Source organism: Paenibacillus thalictri (assembly GCF_004307995.1).
Classification (GTDB): domain Bacteria; phylum Bacillota; class Bacilli; order Paenibacillales; family NBRC-103111; genus Paenibacillus_AF; species Paenibacillus_AF thalictri.
Window position 1 is genome coordinate 66,907 of sequence record NZ_SIRE01000006.1, and the last position, 24,354, is coordinate 91,260.

The 24,354-nt window shown below is 50.1% G+C and carries 25 protein-coding genes and 1 tRNA gene; 4 read left to right on the forward strand and 22 right to left on the reverse strand.

Annotation, left to right across the window (positions count from 1 at the left end; genetic code table 11):
• Positions 1–6: 6 nt before the first annotated feature.
• The 12 genes from aroC to EYB31_RS09065 all read right to left on the reverse strand — a co-directional run bounded on the left by aroC (position 7) and on the right by EYB31_RS09065 (position 10,469).
• Positions 7–1,170 (reverse strand): chorismate synthase, encoded by a 1,164-nt coding sequence (aroC, locus tag EYB31_RS09015; RefSeq protein WP_131012982.1) that lies wholly within the window; start codon positions 1,168–1,170, stop codon positions 7–9.
• Between the two features lie 210 nt (positions 1,171–1,380).
• Complete coding sequence (locus EYB31_RS40115) at positions 1,381–1,542, reverse strand: hypothetical protein (protein WP_165452310.1); 162 nt, start codon at positions 1,540–1,542, stop codon at positions 1,381–1,383.
• A gap of 93 nt (positions 1,543–1,635) precedes the next feature.
• Positions 1,636–2,415 (reverse strand): CheR family methyltransferase, encoded by a 780-nt coding sequence (locus EYB31_RS09020; protein ID WP_131012983.1) that lies wholly within the window; start codon positions 2,413–2,415, stop codon positions 1,636–1,638.
• Positions 2,416–3,893: 1,478 nt separating this feature from the next.
• Positions 3,894–4,337 carry a nucleoside-diphosphate kinase gene (gene ndk, locus EYB31_RS09025; RefSeq protein ID WP_131012984.1) on the reverse strand — a complete coding sequence of 148 codons (444 nt, stop codon included), beginning with the start codon at positions 4,335–4,337 and terminating at the stop codon, positions 3,894–3,896.
• A gap of 127 nt (positions 4,338–4,464) precedes the next feature.
• Positions 4,465–5,439, reverse strand: a complete 975-nt coding sequence (locus EYB31_RS09030) for a polyprenyl synthetase family protein (protein WP_131012985.1) — start codon at positions 5,437–5,439, stop codon at positions 4,465–4,467.
• Entirely contained in the window at positions 5,440–6,300 is an 861-nt protein-coding gene (locus EYB31_RS09035) for a menaquinone biosynthesis protein (RefSeq protein ID WP_131012986.1), read from the reverse strand.
• On the reverse strand, positions 6,260–6,898 hold the full coding sequence (locus EYB31_RS09040; RefSeq protein WP_131012987.1) for a UbiX family flavin prenyltransferase: 639 nt from the start codon (positions 6,896–6,898) through the stop codon (positions 6,260–6,262). Before EYB31_RS09040 ends, EYB31_RS09035 begins: the two co-directional genes overlap by 41 nt.
• Positions 6,898–7,629, reverse strand: a complete 732-nt coding sequence (locus tag EYB31_RS09045) for a demethylmenaquinone methyltransferase (protein WP_131012988.1) — start codon at positions 7,627–7,629, stop codon at positions 6,898–6,900. Before EYB31_RS09045 ends, EYB31_RS09040 begins: the two co-directional genes overlap by 1 nt.
• A 10-nt stretch (positions 7,630–7,639) precedes the next feature.
• Entirely contained in the window at positions 7,640–8,503 is an 864-nt protein-coding gene (locus EYB31_RS09050; RefSeq protein WP_131012989.1) for a heptaprenyl diphosphate synthase component 1, read from the reverse strand.
• A 75-nt stretch (positions 8,504–8,578) separates the two neighbouring features.
• Positions 8,579–9,118 (reverse strand): hypothetical protein, encoded by a 540-nt coding sequence (locus EYB31_RS09055; protein WP_131012990.1) that lies wholly within the window; start codon positions 9,116–9,118, stop codon positions 8,579–8,581.
• A gap of 91 nt (positions 9,119–9,209) precedes the next feature.
• Positions 9,210–9,431: a trp RNA-binding attenuation protein MtrB gene (gene mtrB, locus EYB31_RS09060; protein WP_131012991.1), complete on the reverse strand. Its 222-nt coding sequence runs from the start codon at positions 9,429–9,431 to the stop codon at positions 9,210–9,212.
• Positions 9,432–9,557: 126 nt separating this feature from the next.
• Positions 9,558–10,469, reverse strand: coding sequence for a phosphatase PAP2 family protein (locus EYB31_RS09065; protein WP_240762243.1), 912 nt, complete (start codon positions 10,467–10,469; stop codon positions 9,558–9,560).
• Positions 10,470–10,809: 340 nt separating this feature from the next.
• On the opposite strand from EYB31_RS09065, the gene EYB31_RS09070 reads away from it, so the two are divergent.
• The 4 genes from EYB31_RS09070 (at position 10,810) to EYB31_RS09085 (ending at position 15,524) form a co-directional block, all read left to right on the forward strand.
• A complete protein-coding gene (locus tag EYB31_RS09070; RefSeq protein WP_131012992.1) occupies positions 10,810–11,544 on the forward strand; it encodes an MBL fold metallo-hydrolase in 735 nt (244 codons plus the stop codon).
• A 110-nt stretch (positions 11,545–11,654) separates the two neighbouring features.
• Positions 11,655–12,713: an ABC transporter substrate-binding protein gene (locus EYB31_RS09075; RefSeq protein WP_131012993.1), complete on the forward strand. Its 1,059-nt coding sequence runs from the start codon at positions 11,655–11,657 to the stop codon at positions 12,711–12,713.
• 22 nt (positions 12,714–12,735) lie between these two features.
• Positions 12,736–14,478, forward strand: a complete 1,743-nt coding sequence (locus EYB31_RS09080) for an ABC transporter permease (protein WP_131012994.1) — start codon at positions 12,736–12,738, stop codon at positions 14,476–14,478.
• Positions 14,475–15,524 (forward strand): ABC transporter ATP-binding protein, encoded by a 1,050-nt coding sequence (locus tag EYB31_RS09085; RefSeq protein WP_131012995.1) that lies wholly within the window; start codon positions 14,475–14,477, stop codon positions 15,522–15,524. The genes EYB31_RS09080 and EYB31_RS09085 overlap by 4 nt, the downstream gene beginning before the upstream one ends.
• A gap of 93 nt (positions 15,525–15,617) precedes the next feature.
• Here the strand turns inward: EYB31_RS09085 and EYB31_RS09090 are convergent, their stop codons facing one another.
• From EYB31_RS09090 to EYB31_RS09135, 10 genes are all read right to left on the reverse strand, one after another.
• Positions 15,618–16,160 (reverse strand): GNAT family N-acetyltransferase, encoded by a 543-nt coding sequence (locus tag EYB31_RS09090; protein ID WP_338119922.1) that lies wholly within the window; start codon positions 16,158–16,160, stop codon positions 15,618–15,620.
• 45 nt (positions 16,161–16,205) lie between these two features.
• Positions 16,206–16,472, reverse strand: a complete 267-nt coding sequence (locus EYB31_RS09095; protein ID WP_131012996.1) for a hypothetical protein — start codon at positions 16,470–16,472, stop codon at positions 16,206–16,208.
• Entirely contained in the window at positions 16,469–16,996 is a 528-nt protein-coding gene (locus EYB31_RS09100) for an NUDIX hydrolase (protein WP_131013254.1), read from the reverse strand. Before EYB31_RS09100 ends, EYB31_RS09095 begins: the two co-directional genes overlap by 4 nt.
• 63 nt (positions 16,997–17,059) lie before the next feature.
• A complete protein-coding gene (locus EYB31_RS09105) occupies positions 17,060–17,614 on the reverse strand; it encodes a GNAT family N-acetyltransferase (RefSeq protein ID WP_131012997.1) in 555 nt (184 codons plus the stop codon).
• A gap of 229 nt (positions 17,615–17,843) precedes the next feature.
• Positions 17,844–17,917 (reverse strand) — tRNA-Pro (locus tag EYB31_RS09110).
• A 99-nt stretch (positions 17,918–18,016) separates the two neighbouring features.
• Positions 18,017–18,880: a carbohydrate ABC transporter permease gene (locus tag EYB31_RS09115; RefSeq protein WP_240762245.1), complete on the reverse strand. Its 864-nt coding sequence runs from the start codon at positions 18,878–18,880 to the stop codon at positions 18,017–18,019.
• A 19-nt stretch (positions 18,881–18,899) separates the two neighbouring features.
• Complete coding sequence (locus EYB31_RS09120) at positions 18,900–19,784, reverse strand: carbohydrate ABC transporter permease (protein ID WP_131012998.1); 885 nt, start codon at positions 19,782–19,784, stop codon at positions 18,900–18,902.
• Between the two features lie 101 nt (positions 19,785–19,885).
• Complete coding sequence (locus tag EYB31_RS09125; protein WP_131012999.1) at positions 19,886–21,223, reverse strand: ABC transporter substrate-binding protein; 1,338 nt, start codon at positions 21,221–21,223, stop codon at positions 19,886–19,888.
• A gap of 157 nt (positions 21,224–21,380) precedes the next feature.
• Complete coding sequence (locus EYB31_RS09130) at positions 21,381–22,580, reverse strand: response regulator transcription factor (RefSeq protein WP_131013000.1); 1,200 nt, start codon at positions 22,578–22,580, stop codon at positions 21,381–21,383.
• On the reverse strand, positions 22,562–24,247 hold the full coding sequence (locus EYB31_RS09135) for a sensor histidine kinase (protein WP_131013001.1): 1,686 nt from the start codon (positions 24,245–24,247) through the stop codon (positions 22,562–22,564). The genes EYB31_RS09130 and EYB31_RS09135 overlap by 19 nt, the downstream gene beginning before the upstream one ends.
• Between the last annotated feature and the right edge of the window lie 107 nt (positions 24,248–24,354).

Below are 24,354 nucleotides of genomic sequence, written 5' to 3' on the forward strand. Positions count from 1 at the left end.
CTCATATTAGTAGCTCTCCACTTGTTTCAAGTAGCTTTCATAGTTTCTGCGGATTTCCTCTACGGAGTCGCCGCCGAACTTTTCCATAAAAGCATTAGCTACTTCCCACGCTACGATGTTCTCCAGGATGACGCCCGCTGCTGGCACCGCACAGGTGTCGGAGCGCTCCACTTGAGCCGTAAACGCTTCTTTCGTATCGATATCCACGCTTTGCAGCGCTTTATAGAGCGTCGAGATCGGTTTCATAACCGCGCGCACAACAATTTGCTCACCGGTCGTCATACCGCCCTCAAAGCCCCCTGCGCGGTTGCTGGCGCGGTAAAAACCTTGCTCTTCGTTATATTTTATTTCGTCATGCACTTTGGAGCCTCTTAAGCGGGCCGCCTCAAAGCCGATGCCGAATTCTACGCCTTTGAACGCTTGGATCGACAAAACCGCCTGCGCGATCCGGCCGTCCAGCTTGCGGTCCCACTGCACGTGGCTGCCAAGACCAACCGGTACGCCTTCGATGATGCATTCTATAATACCGCCCAGCGTATCTCCATCTTCTTTGGCCGCGTCGATCGCTGCGATCATTTGCGCTTCCGCGTCTTTATCGACCACACGCACCGGGGATTCCTCAGTGATGGCAATCAGTTCGTCAATCGGCATTTCGGTACGTTTGACTTCTACCTCGCCGATCCGGATCACTTGTCCGGCCACCTTGATTCCGAATTCTTTCAGCAGTTGTCTGGCTACGCCTCCGACCGCTACACGCATCGTTGTTTCCCGCGCGCTCGAACGCTCCAAAATGTTGCGCAAATCTTTCTGATTGTACTTCAAACCGCCGTTTAAGTCCGCATGTCCCGGACGCGGGCGGTTCACCCGCCGCTTCGATTCGTCGCTGCCTTCGATCGGCTCGATATTCATGACCGACGTCCAATGCTTCCAGTCGTTGTTCTCAACAACAAGCGCAATCGGCGCTCCGGTCGTTTTGCCGTGGCGAACGCCTCCTACGATTTGCGCGGTATCTTTCTCTATCTGCATGCGGCGTCCGCGGCCGTACCCCTTTTGGCGGCGACCCAGCTGAAAGTTAACCTCTTCAAAATCAATCGTTACATTGCTTGGAAAGCCCTCGATAATACCTGTCAATTGAGGACCATGTGTTTCTCCTGCCGTTAAATATCTCACCGTTCGTTTCCCCTTTCAGTCCTGTACCGCTGCGTCCGGCGCATGGAAAATGCTGCTTTCCCGGCACTTTAACGCTTTTATGCACTAATTACATGGGTTCATTATAGTATAGGTCGTCCGGTTTGACAAGAAATGGTCAGCACTTTCATAGGCAAAGAAAAAACACGCTGCAGTCAGTTCCTACAGCGTGTTTACGTCCCCCCGTACCCGTTACCTGCCTGTTTGCTGCTGCAAAACCCTTGCCCCGTCCTGAAGTTCGGGATCGCTCACAAGACCCATGATGTGCAGAGAATCGACACCAAGTATTTGCGCGCACTCCTGCATCGTAATAAAACCTCTTCGATAAGCGGTAATGACCTTTCGTTTATCCATTATGTCCTCCACTTCGGCTCGCAAACGTATGTTTTCTATAAACCTAGTATAGGATGAAATGAAACCGGATATACATGGCAGAACCCCAAGCCCTTACACTTTTTTCCGGTAAAAGAACGTTTCCGCAGGCTCCAGCTCGTATTGTCCCGGGGAAAAAATTTGTTCCGTGCTGCCTACAAACAGCACCCCTCCCGGCTTAAGCGCTTTGGCAAACTTGTGATACAGCTGATGTTTGGCTTCTTCGGTGAAATAAATCATGACATTGCGGCAAACAATCAGATCAAAGCCCGTTTCAAACGTGTCGATCAGCAGGTTTTGCTTCTGAAACTTGATGGATTTCTTCAACTCGTCGGCAATCCGATAATGGATGCCTTCGGCTTTATAGTATTTCTGCAGATAGGCCGGCGGCACCTCTCGTACGGAACGGTCCAAATAGACCGCCTGGCGGGCTTTTTCAAGCGCCCCTTCGTCGATGTCCGTCGCCAGCAGATAAGTTTCCCGCAGCGCCTTAAGCTCGCTTAAAATCATCGCCAGCGTATAAGGCTCCTCGCCGGTTGAGCAAGCCGCGCTCCACACCTTCAATCTTCCCGACGTTTTCAGCATCTCCGGCAGAAATTTGCGTTCCAGTACCTCCCAACGGTTCGCATTGCGCCAAAACTCCGAAACATTGATCGTCATCCGGTCCAAAAATTCATAGAATAACGCCTTATCTTTGGTCATCGCGTCAAAAAAAGCTACAAAGGTGGAATACCCCTTTTTCATCCGCAGCGTGGTCAAACGGCGCTTCATTTGCGCTTCTTTATATTGGGATAAATCAATGGACGTGTAGTCCTTTACTTTTTTGACAAACGTCAGAAAATCCATGTCCTCCATGCTGCCTCACCCCCGAAAAGTATGATACTCACGAGAACAATAATTCCATGTCCGGAAGGAAAATCCTTCTTGGAGTCGTGGCGAAGCAGTGAAAATACGAATTTTTATTCAGCTGCCATATGATAAACGGAAGGGTGTTGTTATTCCACCGCCAATGAAACCCTTATTTTTTTGAATTTATCTTCGGTAAAACAAGGGTTTTAAAAGCGGACGTAAACTCTACATAACAACCCTCTTCCTAAACGAAACGCTGAATAAAAATTCACAGCATTCACTCGTCGCCAAACTCCTGCGTGCGGCAAAAAAATGAAACAAACCAGACGGTAAAAATTGAAGTGACCCCAAAAGTTAGACAAATACTATGTTGGGCTACCTTAAGGGTGTGAATCCGGTATTGTACCGGACGGTCCTTTGGTTTTAGTGCGGTGAGTTACGTTTTGCGCGAGTGAGTTACGTTTTGCGGGTGTGAGGGAATGGGTATGCAATGTTGTCAGGTTAGCGATAAATGGCTGGCATTCGGATCGCATATTTGTTGCATTAGCGCAATCATACCGGGGTTATGGAGTGAACCGGAACCAAAAAATGCTTGAAGGCAGCAAATAAAGCGATTCAACTTGATTAAAGTTGATCTTGGCTAACTGTCTGTAACGGATTTCCTCGTCGCTATGGTTAGCCTTATGCAAGTGAATGGCATGCTCCAACGCTAACGGACAGGCGCGCCTTTATTTGGTCAAAAAATCGAGGTTATCATTTTTAACAGACATGAGCGCCTCTATTTGCCAAAAAAGTCGGGGAAACCGCGATAGAAGGCCAAATAAGAGCGGCGGTGTCCGTTACATGTAGCAAACCTCAAATTTGGTTTACATTGCGGCGCTGGCGTCCGTTAGAGCGGAGGCTTCTCTAACTTCGGGGGATGAACGATGAATCGACAGTTTCACTCAGTCCGGTCTTACTCAGTCCGTGATCCATCCCATTGGGTTCTATGTCCAGAAAGGGTCGCGACGCATAAAAGAAGCTTGATCATTCGCGTGACGATACTTTGATCCATCGACTTCTTATCCCGACAACATTGGATGGGTATGGGACTCCAACCGCCAGTTAACATCGTAACGAACAGATAAAGCGGCCGCTATCGCTTTTTTGCCCCGTGTCCATCCCTGATATATTTCTTATTACACCCGCTTCGCCAAACGGCTTTAACCTATAAAAAAAGATACAGGAGCCCAAAGAGGCCCCTGAAAAGTAGCTAGGTGAGAGAAATCATGCTGGAGAAGCGCCAGCCTTCGCTTTTGTCCCTGAATTCACCTGCCGAAAGCAGGTAAATCCAAGAAATTCGAGAACAATTGGCGATCATCGTAAGCATGATTTCGCTTATACAGCGTTTACTTTTTCAATGGCTTTCCGTAAGCCCTGTATCTTTTTATCGGTTTATTAAACGGCTTCATAGCCATCCATTTAGCTTTTGGCTGTGCCAACCATTAAATCCATTGTTGAATGACTTGGCTGTAATCAACCAGCTCGGATGAGCTGAAGAAGTTATTGATTTCACGTTCCGCGCTTTCCGGCGAATCGGAACCGTGGATAATGTTGCGGTTCGTATGTACTGCGAAATCACCGCGGATGGTGCCTGGGCCGGCTTCCAGCGTATCCGTTTTGCCCATCATCGTACGCGAGATTGCAATGACCCGATCCCCTTGCCATACCATGGCAAATACCGGACCGGATGTAATAAATTGAACGAGTCCTTCGTAAAATGGCTTGCCCACATGCTCCGCATAATGATATTCCGCTTGCTCGCGGGTGATCTGCATCAGCTTGGCGCCTACCAGCTGAAAGCCTTTTTGCTCAAATCTTCTTACTACTTCCCCAATCAGTGCGCGCTGCACTCCATCCGGTTTAACCATCAGAAATGTTCTTTCCATAATGCTGCTCCTCCTAACGTGTTTGCGAGTTTAGAGCCTATGAAGCCTCCATAGCTGCCATCTTTTGCTATTTATGCAGTATTGTCTGTATAACAAAATAACATACTATTAGGACAATTGAAACACATTAATATGAACGATTTCCGATAAAATGAGCTATACTAATCAAATCCTTTTTCGTCGAGCTCTTCGGCAGCGGGTCCAGCGCCCGGATTGCCTTGTCTATGTATTGTGAAGCCAACTGCTCCGCTTGCTTAATCCCTTCGCTGCCGCGCACCATCGAAATAAACCGGCTGACGTCGGTTTGTCCGTCCTCCTCCTGGATCCGCTTGAGTTCGCTCAGCAGCTCATCTTTCAAACGGCCCTCCCGCAGCGCAAAAATAACCGGAATCGTGATGTTGCCTTGCTTGATGTCGCTTCCCGGCGGCTTGCCCAATTCTTCTTCAGTCCCGCACAAATCCAAGATATCGTCACGGATCTGAAACGCCATCCCCACGTTGAAACCAAACGAATACATGCGGTTGGCCACCTTCTCGGGTGCTCCCGCGGCAATTGCGCCAAGCTGGCAGCTGATTGCAATAAGCAGCGCCGTTTTCCGCTTAATGCGCAGCAAATAATCGCGAACGGTTTGCTCCGCATGATAAAAAAAGCGAATTTGTTCCATTTCGCCGATGGTCATTTGCAGAATCGCTTTGGACATGATTTGATGAACCAGCGGATTTTCCAGTTTGGTCAATACGCCCAGCGCTTTGGCAAAAATATAATCCCCCGTGTACATCGCGATCTTGTTGTCCCACTTGGACTTCACGGTCAGCTGGCCGCGGCGCGTTTCCGCATCGTCAATGACGTCGTCATGCACAAGAGATGACATGTGGATCAATTCCAGCGGCACAGCCACATGTTTGATCACCTGCAGGTCGTATTTGCCGTATTGCGCGGCAAGCAGCACAAAAACCGGACGGATCCGTTTGCCGCCTGCCTTCAGCAGATGTACCGACGCTTCCCTCAATACTTGGTGATCGGTATATAAGCTGAGCTCAAGCTCTTTTTCGATAAAACTTATATCTTTTTTCAGCTTGACATATATATCAATGAGTTTCATTCATTTCACCTGCACAACAGAGTCTTTGGACCATATTTGTAGCGGCACCTTATTGTCGAGCAGCCCGAGCTCCCAAGCATATTGGTAATACGCGGACAAACCTTCCCACTGCTGCGGCCCAAAATCATAACATAAATTTGCAAAATAGCTCCGCCAGTAGTCTTCCGTGCCGCCGATTCTTTCTTTTGCCTCGTGGACCATACCTTCAGGTTCGGCCAGCGATTTGACTTTGCTTTGCACGAACGCTTCATGAATGCGGCTTACCAGCTCCGGCTTCGCCTGCAGAGTGTCTTTACGAATCGCCCATACGGCAAAAGTCATCCATAAGCCGGTATGCTTCTCCCATTCCGCGCCCAAATCGGTCACCATATATCCGTGATCGGTCCAGCTTGCGCGAATCGCATCGTCGCCGATCAGCAGCGCAGCGTCCATGCTTTCCATCATTGCCGATAAAGACGGGGCCGCATACGTGTATCGCGGCTTCAGCCCATAAAATTTTTGCAATATGATTTTCAGCAGGTTGACCGTCGTCGCAGAAGTTGTCGGCAAAGCGATATGTGCGCCGTCCAGCTCATCCAGCGGCTTGCGGTGGAAAAACAGCAGCGACTTCACATCGCGCAGCGCGCTGACGGAAAGATCGGGATACAACACATAATCCTTAAAATGCTCGCCGTACGAAAAAGCCGATATCGGTCCCATCGCGACATCGCCTTCCGCCATCGCTTTGTTCAGCGAAGTCGGCACTTGATGCACAAGTTCCACCGTGCCTTGAAATTCCGCCAGCGGAAAATAATAAAACACAGGCCATACGTTGGTATAGTCAATTTGTCCGATTCGAACCGGCCGCTCCATCATGTTCATCGGTCTCTCCCCATCTTTTGTACAGTTGATGATCCAGCCCCATACTATCCAGCACTTTGCCGACCAAAAAATCAACGATATCGTCAAGCGTTTTGGGGCCATGATAAAAGGCCGGCATGGCAGGTATAATCTTTACCCCCAATTGGGCCAGCTTCAGCATATTCTCCAAATGAATCGCGTGCAGCGGAGTTTCCCTTGGCACCAGGATGATCGGCCGGCCCTCTTTAAGCATCACATCCGCGGTACGTTCCAGCAAATTATCCGAGGCTCCATGCGAAATCGCCGATAATGTGCCCATCGAGCAAGGTATGACGACCAGCCCTTGGGAGCGGAAAGAACCACTCGCCGTCGGCCCGCCAATGTCTTGGATCGGATGGTAGTCGTACGTCCCGGCGCGTCCGGCAAAATGCACTGACAGCGCTTCGCTTCTGCGCGTCACGTCCCAGCCCAGCTCTTCCTTCAGTACACGCCATCCCGCGTCGGTTATCAATAGATGAATATGGTGCCCCTGGTCCAGCAGACATTGGCACAGCCGAACCCCGTATAGGGCGCCGCTGGCTCCCGTAAAGCCGATCACCCAAGGCCTTTGTTTTTCCACTAACGCTTCACCGCCTCGCCGGCTGGCCCCTTAATGCCGATATGAAGCGCAGCAATTCCGCCCGTAAGCGGATAAGCCTTGACTTCAGTCAAGCCGGTATCGGCGAATATTTTGGCCAATTGCTTATGATCCGGAAAATGGACAAGCGATTCCGGCAGCCACTTGTACTGCTCGTATCGTTTGACGATCAGCTTGCCAAGCAGAGGCAGAACTTGTTGAAAGTAAAAATAATAAATCGATTTAAACGGCTGCCACGTCGGTTTGGACAATTCCAGCGAAACGACCATACCGCCGGGTTTTACCACACGTTTCATCTCTTCGATCACTTTAACCAAGTCGGGTACATTACGCAAAGCAAAACCGATTGTCGCGTAATCAAACGTATTGTCTTCGTAAGGCAGGCTCATCGCATTGCCTTGAACCAGCTCAACCTGCTTGTCCAAGCCGCCCTGGCGCACCTTGGCCGCTCCGACTTCAAGCATGTTCTGGCTAAAATCAAGCCCCACAATACGGCCTGACCCGCTGGCATGCGCCAGATCGATCGTCCAGTCGCAAGTGCCGCAGCACAAGTCGATGGCGGTCGTGCCTTTTTTCACATGCATATGTTTCATTGTAAACTTGCGCCATGCTTTATGCCTTCTAAAGCTTAAAATATCGTTCATCAGGTCATATTTAGGCGCAATGCTTTCGAATACGGAATGAACGAATTGCTCCTTGGATTTGCTCTGCATGTCTTTCACCTCAAATTTCCTCGCTCACCTTCGGAGTTTCCAGATAACGCTGCACCGGTTCGCAAATAATCAGCAGCTCGCGAGCAAGCTTGTCCGAGCCAAGCGCCGCTAGATCGGCTCGCAGTTCCTTCGACTGCTGCGCCAACAATTGGTACAGCTCGAAAGTTACTTTATATTTATGCCACAGGTTTTTCAGCTTAGCGTCATCAAGCTCGCCTTCTTGCAGCAGCTTTTTCTCATCATTCGTGCAGCGCTCAAGCACATGCCAAAATCCCCAGCTGCCGCCGACCTCTTTCAAAGTCTCGGAGCGGGAAATCTCGTCAAGCAGCAGCTCAAGCAGCGTGAAACGGTTTAACAGATCAGGCCAGCGGTCACCCAGAATCTCCTGAGCATACCCCTTAAATGACAAAAAAAGCTGAGCCCTGATCTCGACCGATTGATGGATATATTGCTCTGCAGTCAGATTGTGCTGCTTCATAGCTAAATAAAGATTCATCTTCAAACGGTTGGTTTCGCAAATCGCCTCGGATAGTCTGGATACGATTTCAATCTGTCCCGACTGGGCAAGCAGATGATAGAACCTGCTGCTGTAATAATCTCCGGCGAGCACTTTCAGCTGTCTTGCCCTTGCCGCCTTAAATTCCTTGTCCATGCTGTGGTTGCTGATCATATCATGGGTGTCCATACCGAGCTGGACAAGCGATGTAACCAGCGAATACAGCTCGCTGTTCGCCGAAACAGCCGGATGGCTGCTTAATACGGCATGGAGCAGCTTGACGCGAAATTCAGGAAAATCCGGTAGTTCCGTATAGGTTTGAATCATGTCGTATTCGATATATGGCCTTGCCATTTCCGTGATGCGGTAAGAACTCATGTTTTGCCTCCGAACTACAAAATACCCGTGTCTTGAATCCAAATAATTATAGCACAATATCCGTAATATCGCACCTTATTCTGCTGCTTTAAACCTCTGATCCCACTTTGCCGTGAATGTAACATGGTAGTGGGATTGTATGTATTGCGACAGCTCGTCGGCGCTGACCGGTGCCATCCGAGGGGTACCCGGCATCCAGCTGTCCCGCTTCGCGTCAAGCGCTGCGACCAGCGAGCCGCCCGCCGATTTGGCAGGATCCGGATTCATGTCCAGCACCCTCACGAAAATTTGGTTAATGTTAGTCGTATGCGCAAAAATATATTGCGGCAGCTCATATAAGTCCTGCAACGCATCCGCTTTGGCCACTCCCGCATTGGCGCTTAAATCGATCGATACGATCGAGCGGTTCAATTCCACCTTGCGGATTCTCATATGCATCTGCATTTTGGTCATGAAATCGACAATATTCCGGTCGGTAAGATCTTCCCCTTTGTTCAGAAAAGCCGGCTGCAGCCCTCCTTGCTGAGCGCTATCCAGATGAGGCAAAAGCGTCAGACCGGCGGTAATGGCGACGGACAACAGCAATGCGGCAAGAATACGTCTGGTCCAGTTCATTAAGCAACCTCCCACAGCGGACAACAGCCCGCAGCTCGTACTCTTATCATTGTACAACGAAAAAAAGCAGGCTATGCCTGCCGGGAGAAATTTATTCCGTTGTATCAATTACGCCGTATTTGGTCATAATAACCGCTTTGCCTCTAATTTTGACCGCTGAAGTATGTTCCGTAAATTGAGCGATCATCACTTCGCCTTTGTCCAATTTCTCCGTATGATGAAAACGGGTATCCGTTCCGCGCGTTAAACCGATAACATGAACTCCGTTGTCTTTTGCTTTGACGATAAAATATTCGTTCTGATTCCCTTCCATACGACCCCTCCTCCCGAACTTGTGCTTTTCCTTATGATGCTAGAAAACAATCCGGCTGTCAAGCCGTCCTGCAAGACGCGACGAAACGCAATCCGTGTTCATTAGCGAAAAAAAAGCCGCCTGATCTCAGGCAGCCACGGAATCCGAAGAAAACCGTTTTTTCTTTTGTTCATAAAACGACTTAAACCGGGCCGGCAATAACTTGGAGCACAGATTAATCAGCAGATCGGCCAGTTTGACAGTACCGTATGCAAACAGCATGCCCGCGATCACGTCCAGCACCCAGTGTATTTGTAAATACATTGTGGAGAAAATAATCGAAGCGCAATAAATGACCATCATATATTTGAAAATCCGGTCCTTTTCTCTAAGCGCAAGCAGCAGCATCGCAAATGAAATCGAAGTATGCATGCTGGGAAAGCAGTTCATTACATTCACGAGCAGATCGTTCTCCGTCGCAAACGAGCGGCCGAGCAAATCGGGCTGATGTTTCACCCACCATACTTCGCGCAGCAAGATGAGATTGTAAAACGGCAGAATCAGCGGAAACTGCAGCAAATGCCCGGAAAGCGCGTAGGACAGCATTTTTTTGATGCTCCGTGTCCAATAGCTGCGCACGATGCAGATCCAGAGCGATAATACGAAGCCGTAATTATATATCCAGACCATCAGCTTGTCCAATCTATTAAAATGAATGGCGCGCGCCCAAGCCCCGTCGTTAAACGGAATGCTGTTCATCATGCTGTCCCAATTCCACGGATGTTTGTTGTTCTCAAACATCCAGTTGGCAATATCCCACCAAAATCCGTTCCCCGTACCGTAAAAATAATAGAAGATGCCGAGCAGCGGAATCCCGAATATGAAAAACCGCTTCCATTCCACGTCAATCTGGTCTTTACGGACTCCCAACAGACAGACGAGCAGCAGTACCCAGCAGGAAGATGTCCATCCTCCGACTACGCCGATTCGCCATACGAGGAAAATCGACAGTATAATGCCGTACATCGTCCAATCTTGGCCCTTTATCCATTTGTTCATAGTGTCTTTCAAAAACTGCTCCCCCTTACAGTTCGTAAACATAGCTGCAAATCAAAATTAGTATATCAAAATTCCTGAACGTTTGCTTAATAATTTTTTTACAATTATAAGCGGTTCCAATTCGCCGGAGGATAAGGCTGCTAGCTGCTCTTTCTTCCCTCGGCGCGTTGTCATTTCCAGCGCCTTTTTGGCCGATTTCCCAGCTGCGGAATGCGATTGGAACACGCCCCTTTACAGTAACTTAACTTGACCCTGGCGGCACTTGAAAATATATTTATGACAAATGTGCCAGGTAAGAACGAATGTATAATTGTGGCACGCAGCAATGAGAGGTGAGCATATGGAATTGACCATACTCGGATATTGGGGGGGATATCCTTCTGCAGGCGGCGCAACGGCGGGTTATTTGATAACGACCGATGAAGGCCGGATTTTGCTCGATTGCGGCAGCGGCGTGATGAGCCGGCTTGCCGCGCATACGACTGTGGAACAGTTGGACGGAGTTATTTTATCCCATCTGCATTATGATCATATGGCTGACATCGGCGTCTTGCAGTATGCTGCCGCCGGGGCGATCAGAAACAAGCGGATGAGCCGCAAGCTGAGCATCTTCGCGCCCGATGAACCGGCCGCAATGCGGCATATGCTCGACGACCCGCATACCGAAATGACGGCGATCGAACCGGGGTTTCGCACCCGGCTGGCCGGTGCGGACATTCAATTTGCCCCTGTAGAGCACACCGTTCCCTGTTATGCCGTCAAAATTACCTGCCAAGGCCGCACTATCGTATATTCCGGGGACACGGCTTATTGCGAAACGCTGGTTGAGCTGGCTCGGGATGCGGACTTGCTGCTCTGCGAAGCAACCATACTCGAAGGCAGCGGCCATACGACGGGTCAAGGCCATATGAATGCCGTCGAAGCGGCGACCGTTGCGCACAAAGCAAATGCCAAGAAACTGCTGCTCGTGCATCTGCCTTGCGACGCACGTCCCGACGAGATGAAGCGGTTGGCTTGTTCTGTGTTTCACGGCCCCGTTTTGCTGCCCGATACGGAAACGACATACCGGATTTAAAAATCGGCGACCGCTCTATTGTTTACAAAGCGAGAATCTGAAGTTAACAGCCTGCTGACAATTGCTTTCTATAATAATAATCAAATAGACGATAGGAGAGTTTGATTCCGATGAAAAAAACATCCCTTATGACCACCAGTTTGGCCGTATTGCTGTTAGCCGGCGGCTGCGGCACCAACAACCAGCCCGCAGCGGTTCAAAGCGCCCAGCCCGCTCCGCAACCCGCGCCAGCCAAAGAAACCGCCGCTTCCGTTTCCGGAAAGCTGAGCTTTTACACGTCCCAACCGGAAGAAGACGTCACCAAGCTTGTTGCCGCGTTCAACAAAAAATACCCTGATGTAAAGGTGGACAACTTCCGTTCCGGAACGGAGGAAGTGACCGCCAAAATCCAGGCGGAAAACCAGGCCGGCAAAGTCCAGGCCGATGTGCTGCTGCTCGCCGATGCCGTAACTTTCGAAGGGCTTAAGAAGCAAAATCTGCTGGCTTCGTACAAGTCGCCGGAATTGTCAAAAATTCCGAAAGATCTCGTCGATCCGGACGGCATGTACAGCGGCACCAAAGTCATGGCGACCGTGTTGGCGATCAATACGCAAAAGGTCAAAACGCCGCCGACTTCCTGGAAAGCTCTCGCCGCCGCCGAAAGCAAAGATGCGGCAATTATGCCAAGTCCGCTCTACTCCGGCGCCGCCGCGTATAATGTAGGCGTCTTGACCCGTACGGACGGCTTCGGCTGGGATTACTTCAAAGGCATGAAAACCAACAATATATCGGTGGTCAAAGGCAACGGGGCCGTGCTTAACGCCGTAGCCAGCGGAGAGAAATCGTACAGCATGGTCGTAGACTACCTCGTAGCCCGCGAGAAAGCAAAAGGCACTCCCGTAGAATTGATTTATCCCGCTGAAGGGGTACCTGTCATCACCGAACCGATCGGCATTATGAAAAATGCAGCCAACGAAAAAGCGGCCAAGGCTTTTGTCGATTTCGTGCTCTCCGAAGACGGCCAAAAATTGGCTTCCGAGATCGGTTACACGCCGATTCGCGAAGGCGTCCCGGCTCCTAAAGGTTTAAAAAGCATCTCCGAGTTCAAAGTGATTTCTTCCGATATCGGCAAACTGACAGAAGCCCGGGAAGCGGACAAAAAACAGTTCACCCAGCTTTTCGGACAATAAAAAAACGGGGTCGTCGCACACTATGAGCAGATCATCCACAACTCCAATTGCCGGGGAGGACGTCGGGCTGAAACCCGCACTCCTCCCTTTTTTTATGAAACGGGCGGCGCTTGCTGCAATCGCTGTTCTGCTAGTCGTGTTTTTTATCGTTCCTGTGGCAAAGCTGGTTATCTTAAGTTTACAGGGCAGCAGCGGATTAACATTAGACCACTACACGGAAATGCTGCGGCAGAAGAGGCTGTGGAAAACGTTAAAAGACACCTTTGTGATCGTCGCCGGATCGTCATTGCTGTCGATTTTGCTGGGAGCGGTTTTTGCGTGGTTTATGGCTTATACCGACCTTGCGCACAAAAAAATATTGCATGTGGCCATCCTGCTTTCCTTTATATTGCCTTCGTACGTCTTGACCTTGTCCTGGTCCTCCTTTATGGGCACGCAAGGGATCGCCGCCGGCATTTTGCATTGGTTTCAGCCTGAAGCCAAACCATGGAGCATGTACAGCTACGGCGGCATTATTTTTGTCATGGGCATCCATCACTTTCCGCTTGTTTATATGCTGACGGTCGATGTGCTGAAAAAGATTCCCCGCGACCTGGAATGGGCGACAAGAGCAAGCGGCGCTGGCAAATGGAAAACGTTTCGCTTGATTACGCTGCCGCTCTCCTTGCCCGGTTTGACGGCCGGCGGATTGCTTGTGTTTTTGGCTTCGCTGGACAATTTCGGCATTCCCGCGTTTCTTGGCATTCCTAAAAACATTTCCGTTCTAAGCACCTTGATTTATGAGGAAATTATCGGTTTTGGGCCCACCGCTTTTGCCAGAGGAGCGGCTTTATCCGTCATGCTTGGCGTGGTTGCCATCGCCGGCACACTGCTGCAATGGCTGTCCGTCAAAAAAATCAAAACGGCGGACACGGTCATCGTTGACGACAGCCCGCGCCATCTGCTCGGCGCACACCGCCGATGGATTACGGTGACGATCTGGGGTTTTCTCGCGCTGATTACAGCCGTGCCGCTGCTCTCAATGACCGCGCTCTCCTTAAAGAAGGCGTTTGGCCTGCCCTTTCAAGCCGCGAATATTACGTTTGCCAATTACCGTTACATTTTGCTTGAAAATCCGAAGGTATGGCAGGCCATTCAAAACAGCTTTACCTTATCTGTTGTCACGCTGGTCATCTGCTTGGCGGCAGGTTCGCTGCTGGCTTATGTCCGCGTACGCCGGCCTTCACTGCTGACCAAAGCGGCGGAGTTGGCTGTCGCTCTCCCGTATACGCTGCCCGGAGTTGTGTTTGCTTTATCGATGATTTTCGCCTGGATGGAGCCGGTTCCCGGGTGGAATCCCGGCATTTACGGCTCAACAAGCATCTTGTTTATCGCTTATGTATGCCGCTTTTTAATTCTCCAGGTGAGGACGGGCGTTACGGCTTTTATGCAAGTCGACGTGTCGATGGAGGAAGCGGCCCATATTTTCGGCGCGGGCTTTTGGCGAAAATGGATATCCATTTTGCTGCCGCTGCTGCTGCCCGGACTTTTGAGCGGGGCATTTCTTGTCTTCCTGACCGCGTTTACCGAACTCACCGTATCGGCGCTGCTCTGGTCGAGCGGCTCGCAAACGATCGGGGTGACGATATTCAGCTTCGAGCAGGCCGGCAATACGCTGTATTCCACCGCTCTATCCAGCTTGATCGTGCTTTTGATCGTGGCGGGAATGGTAGTTTTGCATTGGGTACAAAAGCTTCAAACCAAAAAAGGAGTCAGGCAGCCATGAGCATTCAAATCGCAAACGTCAGCAAGACGTTCGGACATTTTCAAGCGCTTAAATCGTTGAGTTTATCGATAGCGGCAGGCGAGTTTATCGCCATATTGGGCCCCTCCGGCTGCGGCAAAACAACGCTGCTGCGCATGCTTGCCGGCTTCGAGCAGCCTTCCGCCGGAGAAATCCGCATGAATGATGCCGTCGTAGCGAAACCCGGCTTCAGCCTACCTCCGGAAAAACGCAAAATCGGCATGGTATTCCAAGCATTTGCTTTATGGCCGCATATGAATGTGACGGAGCATGTACGTTTTCCGATCCGCCACCATAAGGAAACCCCCCTACGCATCAAGCAGCAGGAGCGGGAGCGCATCGACGATGTGCTGCGGATGGTCGGTTTGTCGCAGCACGCCTTACGGATGCCGCATGAGCTATCCGGTGGCCAAAAGCAGCGGGTCGCGCTGGCGCGGGCGATCGCATTCGAACCGGCGCTGCTGCTGATGGACGAGCCGCTCAGCAGCCTGGACGCCATGCTGCGCATGGACATGCGCCGGGAGATCCAAGCCGTGCATCGGCAGACGGGAACCGCCGTCGTTTACGTGACGCACGATCAGAGCGAAGCATTAGCGATGGCCGACCGCGTTGTCGTGATGAAAGACGGACAGATCGAGCAGGTCGGCACACCGCAGGACATTTACCTTTGCCCGCAAACGGAATTTGTCGCCAAATTCGTTTCCAAAGCCAATTTGATGCGGGGACGCTGGAGCGAGGCCGGCTTTGCGCCGGACGGCTCCGAAGGCACGATTGTCTGGCAAGGCGGACAAATCGCCGGTTACTTCAAGGAGCACGGTATGTACCCGGTCAGACCGGATCAATTGATACTGGCTCCCTCGGACCGCCCAGGTATCGTTGGCGAAGTCGTAAACGTACAATTTCAAGGCAGAGAGTTCCATTACGACATACGGACCGCAGACGGCCAGTGGGAAGTCATCTCCCCTAATTGCTTTCAGATGGGCAACAAAGTGTCCGTCAACATCGCCACGGATGAACATGCCGGTTAGTCGCCGCACCTTTCCGGCATTCCGGATGAGTGAAGCAAAAAACCCTATAAGCGCATCCTTAAGTACAAAGGCTTGCGTTTATAGGGCTTTCGTTTATAAAACCTTGCCTGAAAATTCATGTTCAAGGATGGAATATTGAAAAGAATCAAGCCACCTGTCTTTATGCCGCATATGTCCGCGCAAATGACCTTCGTACGTCATTCCGATTTTCTCCATGACTTTGGCGGAACCCTTGTTCTCCGGCCGGCATGTCGCGTAAATACGATGCAGGCCAAGGTCTTTGAAACCAAATTGGAGCAGCGCCTTGGCCGCTTCCGATGCGAAACCTTGCCCCCAGTACAACGGGTTAAAACAGTAGCCGATCTCTCCCTGCAAATGTGCATAAATATAAATTCCACAGCCGCCAAGCAGCTTGCCGTTTTCTTTTGACACGACCGCCATCTCATATCCCGTTCGTGGCTGCTGCCGCTGCATCTCGATAGCTCGGTCTATAAATTGTGCAGTTTCTTCCTCCGTATTAGGTCCCCAGATCATATACCGGGCAACGTCGGCATTCGAGGCATACTCATGAACGTCTGCGGCATCTTCGGCCGTAAGCTCTCTGATCATCAGACGAGTTGTTTCCAATCTCATCATTGAGCGGTTTCCTTTCTTATTGAGTACCTGTATTTTCGTACGTTTCTACTGAATATCATCTTTGAAATGAACATGCTCATGATAAATATCGTCCATGCCAATCAGCTTACCGGTCTTTTTATGATAGTACGCAAACAGACGATTTATTGGAAAACGTAATAGCTGATAGTTCATATCCTTCGGCAAAAGCTGCATTTCTTCAAGTGCTTTTTCACGCGTCGTAAATAAACCGACTGGGTAGAAATTCGGAAAGCGCCCTGAATTATCAACCACAAATATTGTCCAAACAAAGTTGCTGTCTTGCGCATTCACAGGTTATTCCCCGTCAGCCAATCGGCGGTTTCCTCAAGGATAATGTGGTCGCGCAGCAGCATAAAATGATCCGAATAGTCGCCGCACCTCTGAGCCGAAATACGCATTTGCTCAATCGCTTCGTGCAGACCCATCCACGTTACATGCATACCCAGCTCGATTTCGCTCTCCGAAAGCTGCGCATCTGTGCCGGCTCCGCATGTTTGAGAGATAAAGCAGTAGGAAAGCTGCATAAAGTCGTTCCTGAATTTATGTTCTTCAATAACCCCTAACTCATGAACGATCCGGGCATCGAAACCCGTCTCCTCTTTGATTTCCCGCAAAAACGCCGCCTCTTTGCTTTCTCCCGCCTCGATTCCGCCTCCGGGAAGTTTATAAAGACCAATCGCCGCCATTGACATCATGCCGACATTCCCCTTATCATCCAACAACACGCCTCTGGACGCCTGTCTGGACGTAAAGTCCAATAACACAGGAACGCCGCCGTCAAAGTCGCCGTCCGTAATTGTGCGAATCAATCTCATCTGATTTGTGGTCACACTCCTATTCGGGATGGAAGATCTCCCGCTTAAACGATGTTTTTGCTGCTACAGATAAATCCAGAACCGCTTCACAACGTTCCCGTTTTCTTCTATATATTCGGAATCCAATATGCCCCCGTTTTTCAAAATCGTTTTCTCGGAGCCTATATTCCCTTTGTCGCAAACTACCAAAACCTCTTTCAGGCCCATTGCTCTAGTAATCTGCAAAGCCTGATCCAATAGTGTACTCGCATATCCCCTGCGGCGAAAGGCCGGCCTTATTCCGTAACCGATATGGCCGCCGCGGTTCAACAGATGCTGGTTAAGCCGATGGCGAATGTTGACCGCTCCTACCAGTTGATCCTCTTCGTCCAGCAACCAATACGTTGAATGCGGCACCCACTCCGAATCAGTCAGCTTATCTTCGCTGTCTTGAGAAAAAAGGAAATCCAGAAAACTCTGGAAATCCCGCGGATCCTTTTCCACCACCCAAGGCACAATATCTTCCCCGCTCCGAATCCAATCCTCATAAAATAGCAAATACGCATCGCGATATTCCATTGAAGGTTGTATGAGCCGTAGTCCTCTCAAAAAAACAGCTCCTCTATCATATATTTCCATATATTCCTATGTCTTCAGGTTAAATTCCATTATAGTTCCGACCCAAGGTATGCGCAATAAAAAAATCCAATAATAATCTCAACGCGCCCAGGAGCCAACACGCTCCTAAACCTGATTCGATCATGGGTCCGGTTTGGGGCGGAACAACATGAAAAAACCACTCTCCTCAGTGTACATTGAAATACACTGAAGAAAGTGGTCTTATCTAGTAACGTAGCTGAAATAGTAATCGGAGTAACACGATTCGAACGTGCGACCTCACCCACCCCAAGGGTGCGCGCTACCAGGCTGCGCCATACCCCGATGCGCAAAACAAGCGTGCAAGAGCTATTATATAGCGAACACCGCCAATTGTAAAGACGGGATTTCCAAATAAGCCCTGCACAATATGCAGGGCCCTGGTTATCCTTTGACCGAACCTTCGACCAAACCGGAAATCAGCTGCTTTTGGAAAATAAGCACGATGATCAGCAGCGGCAGCACGCTGATGACGGATCCCGCCATAATCAGGTGATACGGGGTGGCATTGTTGTCCTCAAGCGCCTTCAGCGCCACGGCCAACGTCATATTCTCCTTGGAACGCAGCACGACAACCGGCCACAAGAAATTGTTCCACTGTTTGACGAACAAAATAATGCCCAGCGCGGCAAAGGCCGACTTCAGGTTCGGCAATATGATTTTGCGGAACAGCCCGAATTCGGTGCAGCCGTCGATGCGTGCAGCCTCCATCATCTCGTCCGGCAGCGCCATGCAATATTGGCGCATGAAGAAAATACCGAAGGCGTTGGCCAAATCGGGTAAAATGACACCCCAGATGTTGTCGATCAAATGCAGCTGCTTATAAATAACAAACAGCGGCACCATCGTCGCTTCGTGCGGAATCATCAAGGAAGCGAGCACAAATATAAACAGGACCTTTTTACCGCCAAACGAATATTTGGCGAAAGCGTAGCCGCCTAAGCCGCACAGCAGCAGCGCCGCTGCGGTAAATACGGTGGAGAGCAGCAGGCTGTTCCAGGCGATCCGGCCGAATCCCCGGTTCCCGAACAACTCGCCGAAATTTTCCCAGTGCAGCCGTTCAGGCACCCAAATCGGCGGATTGTTGAAAATTTCGCTGATGTCTTTCAGCGACGAGCTGAACAGCCAAAACAGCGGAAACAGCATGATGACGGACAACAAGGCCATGCAAGCAAAAGAGATGACGGTTGTCCAGACGTTTTTGGTATCCAAACCGGCCGCTGGCCGGATATGTGCAGAGCGATTCAAGCGTGCCCCTCCTTGCCAATTAATTTTTTCCGTCAAACATCCGCATTTGCAGCAGCGAGATCAGCATCATCAAAATAAAGAAACAAACGGCGATCGATGAAGCGTAACCGAAGTTAAAGTTTTGGAAGCTTTCGTTGTACAGCATGAGAACCGGCGTGATCGTCGAGTTCAGCGGCCCGCCCTTTGTTAAAATAAACGGTTCGGTAAACAGCGAAAATGTGCCTATCGTGGATAAGACGGTGCAGAACAGCAGGATGCGTTTGACAAGCGGGATGGTGATGTAGAAAAAGCTTTTCACCTTGGTTGCGCCGTCGACATATGCCGCCTCGTACAAATCTTTCGGAATGCTTTGCAATCCGGTCATAAGCAGCAGCATGTTGTAGCCAAGCCAGCGGTACAGCACCATCAATGCGACGGAAGTACGGGCCCACCACGGCGATTCAAACCAAGGAATCGGCTTGTCGATCCAGCCGGCGTTTTTGAGCAACGTGTTGACGAGTCCGTCCTGAGTGTTAAACAACAGCACAAATACAAACGAAACGGCAACAACGGAGACGAAGTTTGGCACAAATAACGCCATCCGAAAGAAACCTTTGCCGACCATCCAATTGGCGTTCAGCATGCTGGCGAAAATCAGTCCCAGCAGCAGCATGAGTGGAACGTACATTGCAAAAATAACGACGCTGTTCCATAAGGACAGCCAAAACGTATGGTCTTTAAATAAATCCGTGTAGTTCTGCAAACCGATAAACGATTTGGCCCGCGATCCGTTCCAATCGGTAAAACTGATATAGACGGAATAAAGAATCGGGTACAGCGAAAATATCAAAAACAATATAAAATAAGGCGAAATATAGACATAAGGAGCAACTTTAAGCTGCCACTTCCAACTTGCCGTTTTCAACCGCGCTCCTCCTCTTCAGCTTAATAAACAGAAAAAAGGGGCGATCGTTTCGATGAACACGATGCCCGCGTTTTTCCGTTCAAGGGAACCTAGTCGTGATGTTACTTTCTTTTTGTTTTTTGCCGCAGTTCGTCCGCCATCGCTTTCAGCGCTTTATCGGACTCCACGTTGTTCAGGAATATTTGCGCCCATACGTCGGTCATCAGCTTATTGGCCAGCGGGAAATCGCTCGTATAAGCCAGTGGGTACGTTTGTTTCAAAGAATCTGCGTATACTCTGCGAATCGCTTGGCCATTGAAGTACGGAGACGGCTCGTCGACGGACGGGTCGCTATATACCGTACTTAAAGACGGGAACAAACCGACCTTCGACATCATCTTCGCCTGGGAAGATTCTTTGCCGAGCATAAACTCGATAAACTTCCACGCCTCTTCCGCATGTTTGGAGTTTTTGTTGATCGCCATGTTGGAGCCGCCTTGGTTGGCGCTGACGTATTTATCGTCCTTCGACCATTTCGGCATCATCGCTACCGACCATTTGCCTTTGTCGTTAGGCGAATATTGCGTTTCGATCAGCGCATCGTGCCACGAGCCGCCCACCACTGTCGCCACTTTGCCGTCCTTGATGGCGTTGCCCCATGGATCGGTGTTCGCTCTGGCGTCGAATACAAGGCCTTCCTTCTGCATTTTGACCAAATAGTCGGTGATTTCTTTGACTTCCGGCTTGTCCACGGAGACGTTGCCTTGCTTGTCAAAATACCATACGCCGCGCTGCCACATCATCGATTCAAACATCCGGTTGCTCGAATTTGTTTTCGAATCGCCGTACATCATCACGCCGGTTTTTTCTTTAATTAACTTGGCCGCTTGATAATAGTCGTCCCAGGTTTGAATTTTCTGGGATACTTCCTTCGGATCGGTCGGCAGTCCCGCCTTGGCGAACAAATCGTTGCGGTAGAACATCACGACAGGGCCGCTGTCCCACGGCATAGCGTATACTTTGCCGTCTTTGGTGGCGTCTTCCCATTTGTAGGCGTTCATTTTATCTTTGTAAGGCTGAACGCGGGATGTGATGTCCAGCAAGGAATCGATTTGCACCATCTGCGACAGGTTTGTCGACTCCAGCGCAACGATATCCGGTACGGCGTCTCCCGTATTGGACGAAACCAAATATTTTTGATACAAATCCGCAGATTTCATCAATTGGTATTCGACGTCGATGTTTGGGTATTGTTTTTTGAATTCCTCCATGTTGAGGTCAAGACCTACCTTGGCGGATTCCCAAATCCATACGACAAGTTTTACTTTGTCCGTAGACGCTGCGGCTTTCGGAGCTTCTCCCGGTGCTGCCGCCTCTTGTTTACCGTTAGAGCATGCGCTGGCGACGAGTGAGACCACCATACACGAAGCTAGTGCAAGTGGCCAACCTTTCATTTTCATTGAAACCTTACCTCCCTGTTGTTTGTACCTATTTATCATAATCCGGTTGAAAGGGGTTTCACACCGACTGCTGTTTGGAATTGGTGCAATCTTTTCCGAAAACAAAAAAACGCCCGGACCGGGAGGGGCGAATTTGTATTTTTGTCCGATCGTTTCGTTATTTTGTCTGATTCCGGAATTGTCCGGGCGTTAGGGATACGCATTTTTTGAACCACTTGGAAAAATATTTGGCGTCGGCGATACCCACTTTTTCGGCGATTTCCTCGGAACGGAAAGACGTCACTTTCAGCAGTTCCTTCGCTCTCTCCAGCTTGCGGTCGGAAATAAACGAAATCAGGCTCGAACCGGTCGCTTCTTTAAAAATCGTGCTGAAATAACTGCGGCTTACGCCGATTTTGGAGGCAATATCCGCGGCTCTGAGGTCCATATGCAGATGCTGGTCGATATAGTCGACGGCATGCAGTATTTCTTCCTTGTGAATGCCGCCTTGCAGCTCGTATTTCAGCTCGATGCCGCGGTAACGATGCAGCCTGCGCACGGTCTCCAGCCATTTGCCCGAATCCGTTACCGGGCCGGCCTGCCGCCACGCAAACGAATGATGCTTTAATTTCAGGCATGTCAGCTCCAAATCGCAATATTCCAAATGCTCGCTGCGGCACACAAGAAACGCCTCGTCTTCACCCGCAGTCAGCAGCTGCATATTCGGTCCCGCCAACGCAACGGAATGCATCCATTCCCGGAGCGGTCCCCGTTCCTGCTCTTCCCCGCTCTCCGGCGTTCCGACATAAAGGTGAAATATATAGCTCTGTTCGGTCATCCACTTCCATATATGCTGCAGGCGGAGATGAAGTTCGGTTTCCGCCACCGGCTTATTTTCAGCCAGCCATTGCTGCAGAATCGTATCTTCTTCTCTGGATGCGGACACCGGTTTCATAGCCGCTTTGCGCTGCTTTTCCCTAATTTCGCCGCTGATTTTGGCTAAGCACTCGTCCATTTGATCGTCATCAAGGCTGGTCTTGACGATATAATCGGATATGCCGATTTGGATGCCTTGCTGGGCGTAAGCAAAATCTCTATGGCAGCTTAAAAACAAAATGATCGTATCGGGCTGCTCTTTTCTAATTTTTTGCGCCAGCTCGATGCCATCCATCTCGGGCATGACGATATCGGTGATGACAACATGGGGGCGGTGCAGCAGGAAAGCGTCCCAGCCCAAGCTGCCGTTTGCCGCATCGGCGACTACAGCCATTTGATGTTTGTTCCAGTCGACCGTCATCATCAGCCCTTTTCGGACAAGCTGCTCGTCATCTATAATTAATACCCTAATCGGTTCGTTGTCTATACGGTTTTCGGCCATTTCATAACCACCTTTGTTCCCTGATTTCGCTGCGATTCCACATGCAGCCCGCAGTTTTCTCCAAAATGCAGCTTAAAACGCTCATCCACATTGCGCATCCCGAGGCCGCCTTTTTTGCCGGGAATTTTCCGTCCGCTTGTAATATAGCTTAAATGCTCGGGGCGGATGCCCATGCCGTTGTCGGTCAGCTCAATCTCCAGCCAATTCCCCGTGGAGACGATATTCATGCCGATATGGCCTTTCCCGTCCACAAAGCCGTGGAAAAAAATATTTTCCAGCAGCGGCTGCAGCACCATACGCGGAATGAGACATTCCTCCAGGCCGGGCTGCACGTCGAAATGAAAAGTAAATTCGTCACCGAAGCGGTACTTCTGAATCTCCAAATAATGCAGCGCAATATCCAGCTCTTTATGGAGCGGGACTAAAACCTGCGACACGTTAAAGCTCCCCTCCAGCACCACAACGAGATGCTGCAGCATCTTTTGAATGTCGGTTTGATGCGCCAGCCGGGCTTTCCATTGGATAGAATTCAGCGTATTAAACAGCAGATGCGGATTGATCTGATAATGCAGCGCCTTTAATTCGGCATCGCTTTTTTGCTTTTCCTTCAAGCTGATCTCTTCGATCAAGTCTTTGATTTGGCCGGTCATCCGGTTAAACGCTTCGCTTAAATACCCGAATTCGTCGCTTGTATGAACCGGCGTTTGAATGGACAACTCGCCTTGGCCGAACCGTTTCATCGAATGGCTTAAGTTTTTGATCGGCCTGGTGAAACGGTAGGAGAAGAAAGCCGCCATCGCTGCGCCGATGACCACAGTGACAACCGCGGCCAGCAGCGTATATTTTAAAATAATGCCCGAAGACTCGTAGAACCGGCTGTATGGCATCCGGGCCTCGACCACCCACTGCTCCGTCTCGAGTTTCTTGGACCACACGATATCGTTGTCCTTGGGAGTGTCGTCGCTCGATGTCTGCAATACAACATGCCCGTCCATGTCTCTGATTTGCAGGTGGGCCTTCGTATCGTATTCGAATGTGCGGAACAGCCCCAATATCGCGTCCGCTCTCATGTCGATTAATATGTTGCTGCCGGTCGGAATGCCAAAGCTGTTTTTAATCGGTACGATCAAGCTGATCACATAATCGACCGATGTCGAGCTGTAATAGTTCGGCTTCTGAATCACGATGCGTTTGCCGTTTTTTTGCAGCACCCCCGCCCAGAACGGAGATTGAAACAGCTTGTCCGCATTGATCGCATCATTGCCGATCAGTTTCCCGGACGGCGTAATCACGTTGACGCTTAAAATGCTCATATTTTCAAACGAAGCCAGAAAGCGCTTGAAGTTTTTTTCCTCGGCATATTGGTTGTACGTACGCGGCTCCTGGTCTTCGATGACAATCGGTGACGAAATTAAATAAGTCAGAATGTTTCCTGTGATGCTGTCCATCTGCTTGAGACTTGTGTCCAAATGCTGCTTCAGCTGTTCCACCGCATACAAACCGTAGCTGCCGAATTGGGTGTTGACGATTTGTGCGGATTTATGATACGAGAAATAGCCAAGCGCCACAAGCGGCAGTATGGCCATAGCCAGCAGAAACAAAACAAGCTTGGCGCGGACGCTTTGGGTAATGTGAATGAAAGATGGCAGCTTGGCCCACGATCGCATGAACGGCAACTCCCTTTTCTAGCTAATGATATAAATTATACCGGATGCATGAAGACACCCGGACGGCCAAATGCTTCCACCCGGATGGCAGTGAGGCCATCTGCGCA

What these genes read in the sequence shown, in the direction of transcription:
- EYB31_RS09065 (WP_240762243.1), bottom strand. Translation starts at nt 10,469, where the DNA reads ATGAACAAATGGATAAAGGGCCAAGATTGGACGATGTACGGCATTATA.
- EYB31_RS09050 (WP_131012989.1), bottom strand. Translation starts at nt 8,503, where the DNA reads ATGAGTTCTTACCGCATCACGGAAATGGCAAGGCCATATATCGAATAC.
- EYB31_RS09085 (WP_131012995.1), top strand. Translation starts at nt 14,475, where the DNA reads ATGAGCATTCAAATCGCAAACGTCAGCAAGACGTTCGGACATTTTCAA.
- EYB31_RS09080 (WP_131012994.1), top strand. Translation starts at nt 12,736, where the DNA reads ATGAGCAGATCATCCACAACTCCAATTGCCGGGGAGGACGTCGGGCTG.
- EYB31_RS09125 (WP_131012999.1), bottom strand. Translation starts at nt 21,223, where the DNA reads ATGAAAATGAAAGGTTGGCCACTTGCACTAGCTTCGTGTATGGTGGTC.
- EYB31_RS09045 (WP_131012988.1), bottom strand. Translation starts at nt 7,629, where the DNA reads ATGCAGAGCAAATCCAAGGAGCAATTCGTTCATTCCGTATTCGAAAGC.
- EYB31_RS09020 (WP_131012983.1), bottom strand. Translation starts at nt 2,415, where the DNA reads ATGGAGGACATGGATTTTCTGACGTTTGTCAAAAAAGTAAAGGACTAC.
- ndk (WP_131012984.1), bottom strand. Translation starts at nt 4,337, where the DNA reads ATGGAAAGAACATTTCTGATGGTTAAACCGGATGGAGTGCAGCGCGCA.
- EYB31_RS09090 (WP_338119922.1), bottom strand. Translation starts at nt 16,160, where the DNA reads ATGATGAGATTGGAAACAACTCGTCTGATGATCAGAGAGCTTACGGCC.
- EYB31_RS09135 (WP_131013001.1), bottom strand. Translation starts at nt 24,247, where the DNA reads ATGCGATCGTGGGCCAAGCTGCCATCTTTCATTCACATTACCCAAAGC.
- EYB31_RS09100 (WP_131013254.1), bottom strand. Translation starts at nt 16,996, where the DNA reads ATGAGATTGATTCGCACAATTACGGACGGCGACTTTGACGGCGGCGTT.
- EYB31_RS09130 (WP_131013000.1), bottom strand. Translation starts at nt 22,580, where the DNA reads ATGGCCGAAAACCGTATAGACAACGAACCGATTAGGGTATTAATTATA.
- EYB31_RS40115 (WP_165452310.1), bottom strand. Translation starts at nt 1,542, where the DNA reads ATGGATAAACGAAAGGTCATTACCGCTTATCGAAGAGGTTTTATTACG.
- EYB31_RS09070 (WP_131012992.1), top strand. Translation starts at nt 10,810, where the DNA reads ATGGAATTGACCATACTCGGATATTGGGGGGGATATCCTTCTGCAGGC.
- mtrB (WP_131012991.1), bottom strand. Translation starts at nt 9,431, where the DNA reads ATGGAAGGGAATCAGAACGAATATTTTATCGTCAAAGCAAAAGACAAC.
- EYB31_RS09105 (WP_131012997.1), bottom strand. Translation starts at nt 17,614, where the DNA reads ATGGAAATATATGATAGAGGAGCTGTTTTTTTGAGAGGACTACGGCTC.
- EYB31_RS09075 (WP_131012993.1), top strand. Translation starts at nt 11,655, where the DNA reads ATGAAAAAAACATCCCTTATGACCACCAGTTTGGCCGTATTGCTGTTA.
- EYB31_RS09030 (WP_131012985.1), bottom strand. Translation starts at nt 5,439, where the DNA reads ATGAAACTCATTGATATATATGTCAAGCTGAAAAAAGATATAAGTTTT.
- EYB31_RS09055 (WP_131012990.1), bottom strand. Translation starts at nt 9,118, where the DNA reads ATGAACTGGACCAGACGTATTCTTGCCGCATTGCTGTTGTCCGTCGCC.
- EYB31_RS09035 (WP_131012986.1), bottom strand. Translation starts at nt 6,300, where the DNA reads ATGAACATGATGGAGCGGCCGGTTCGAATCGGACAAATTGACTATACC.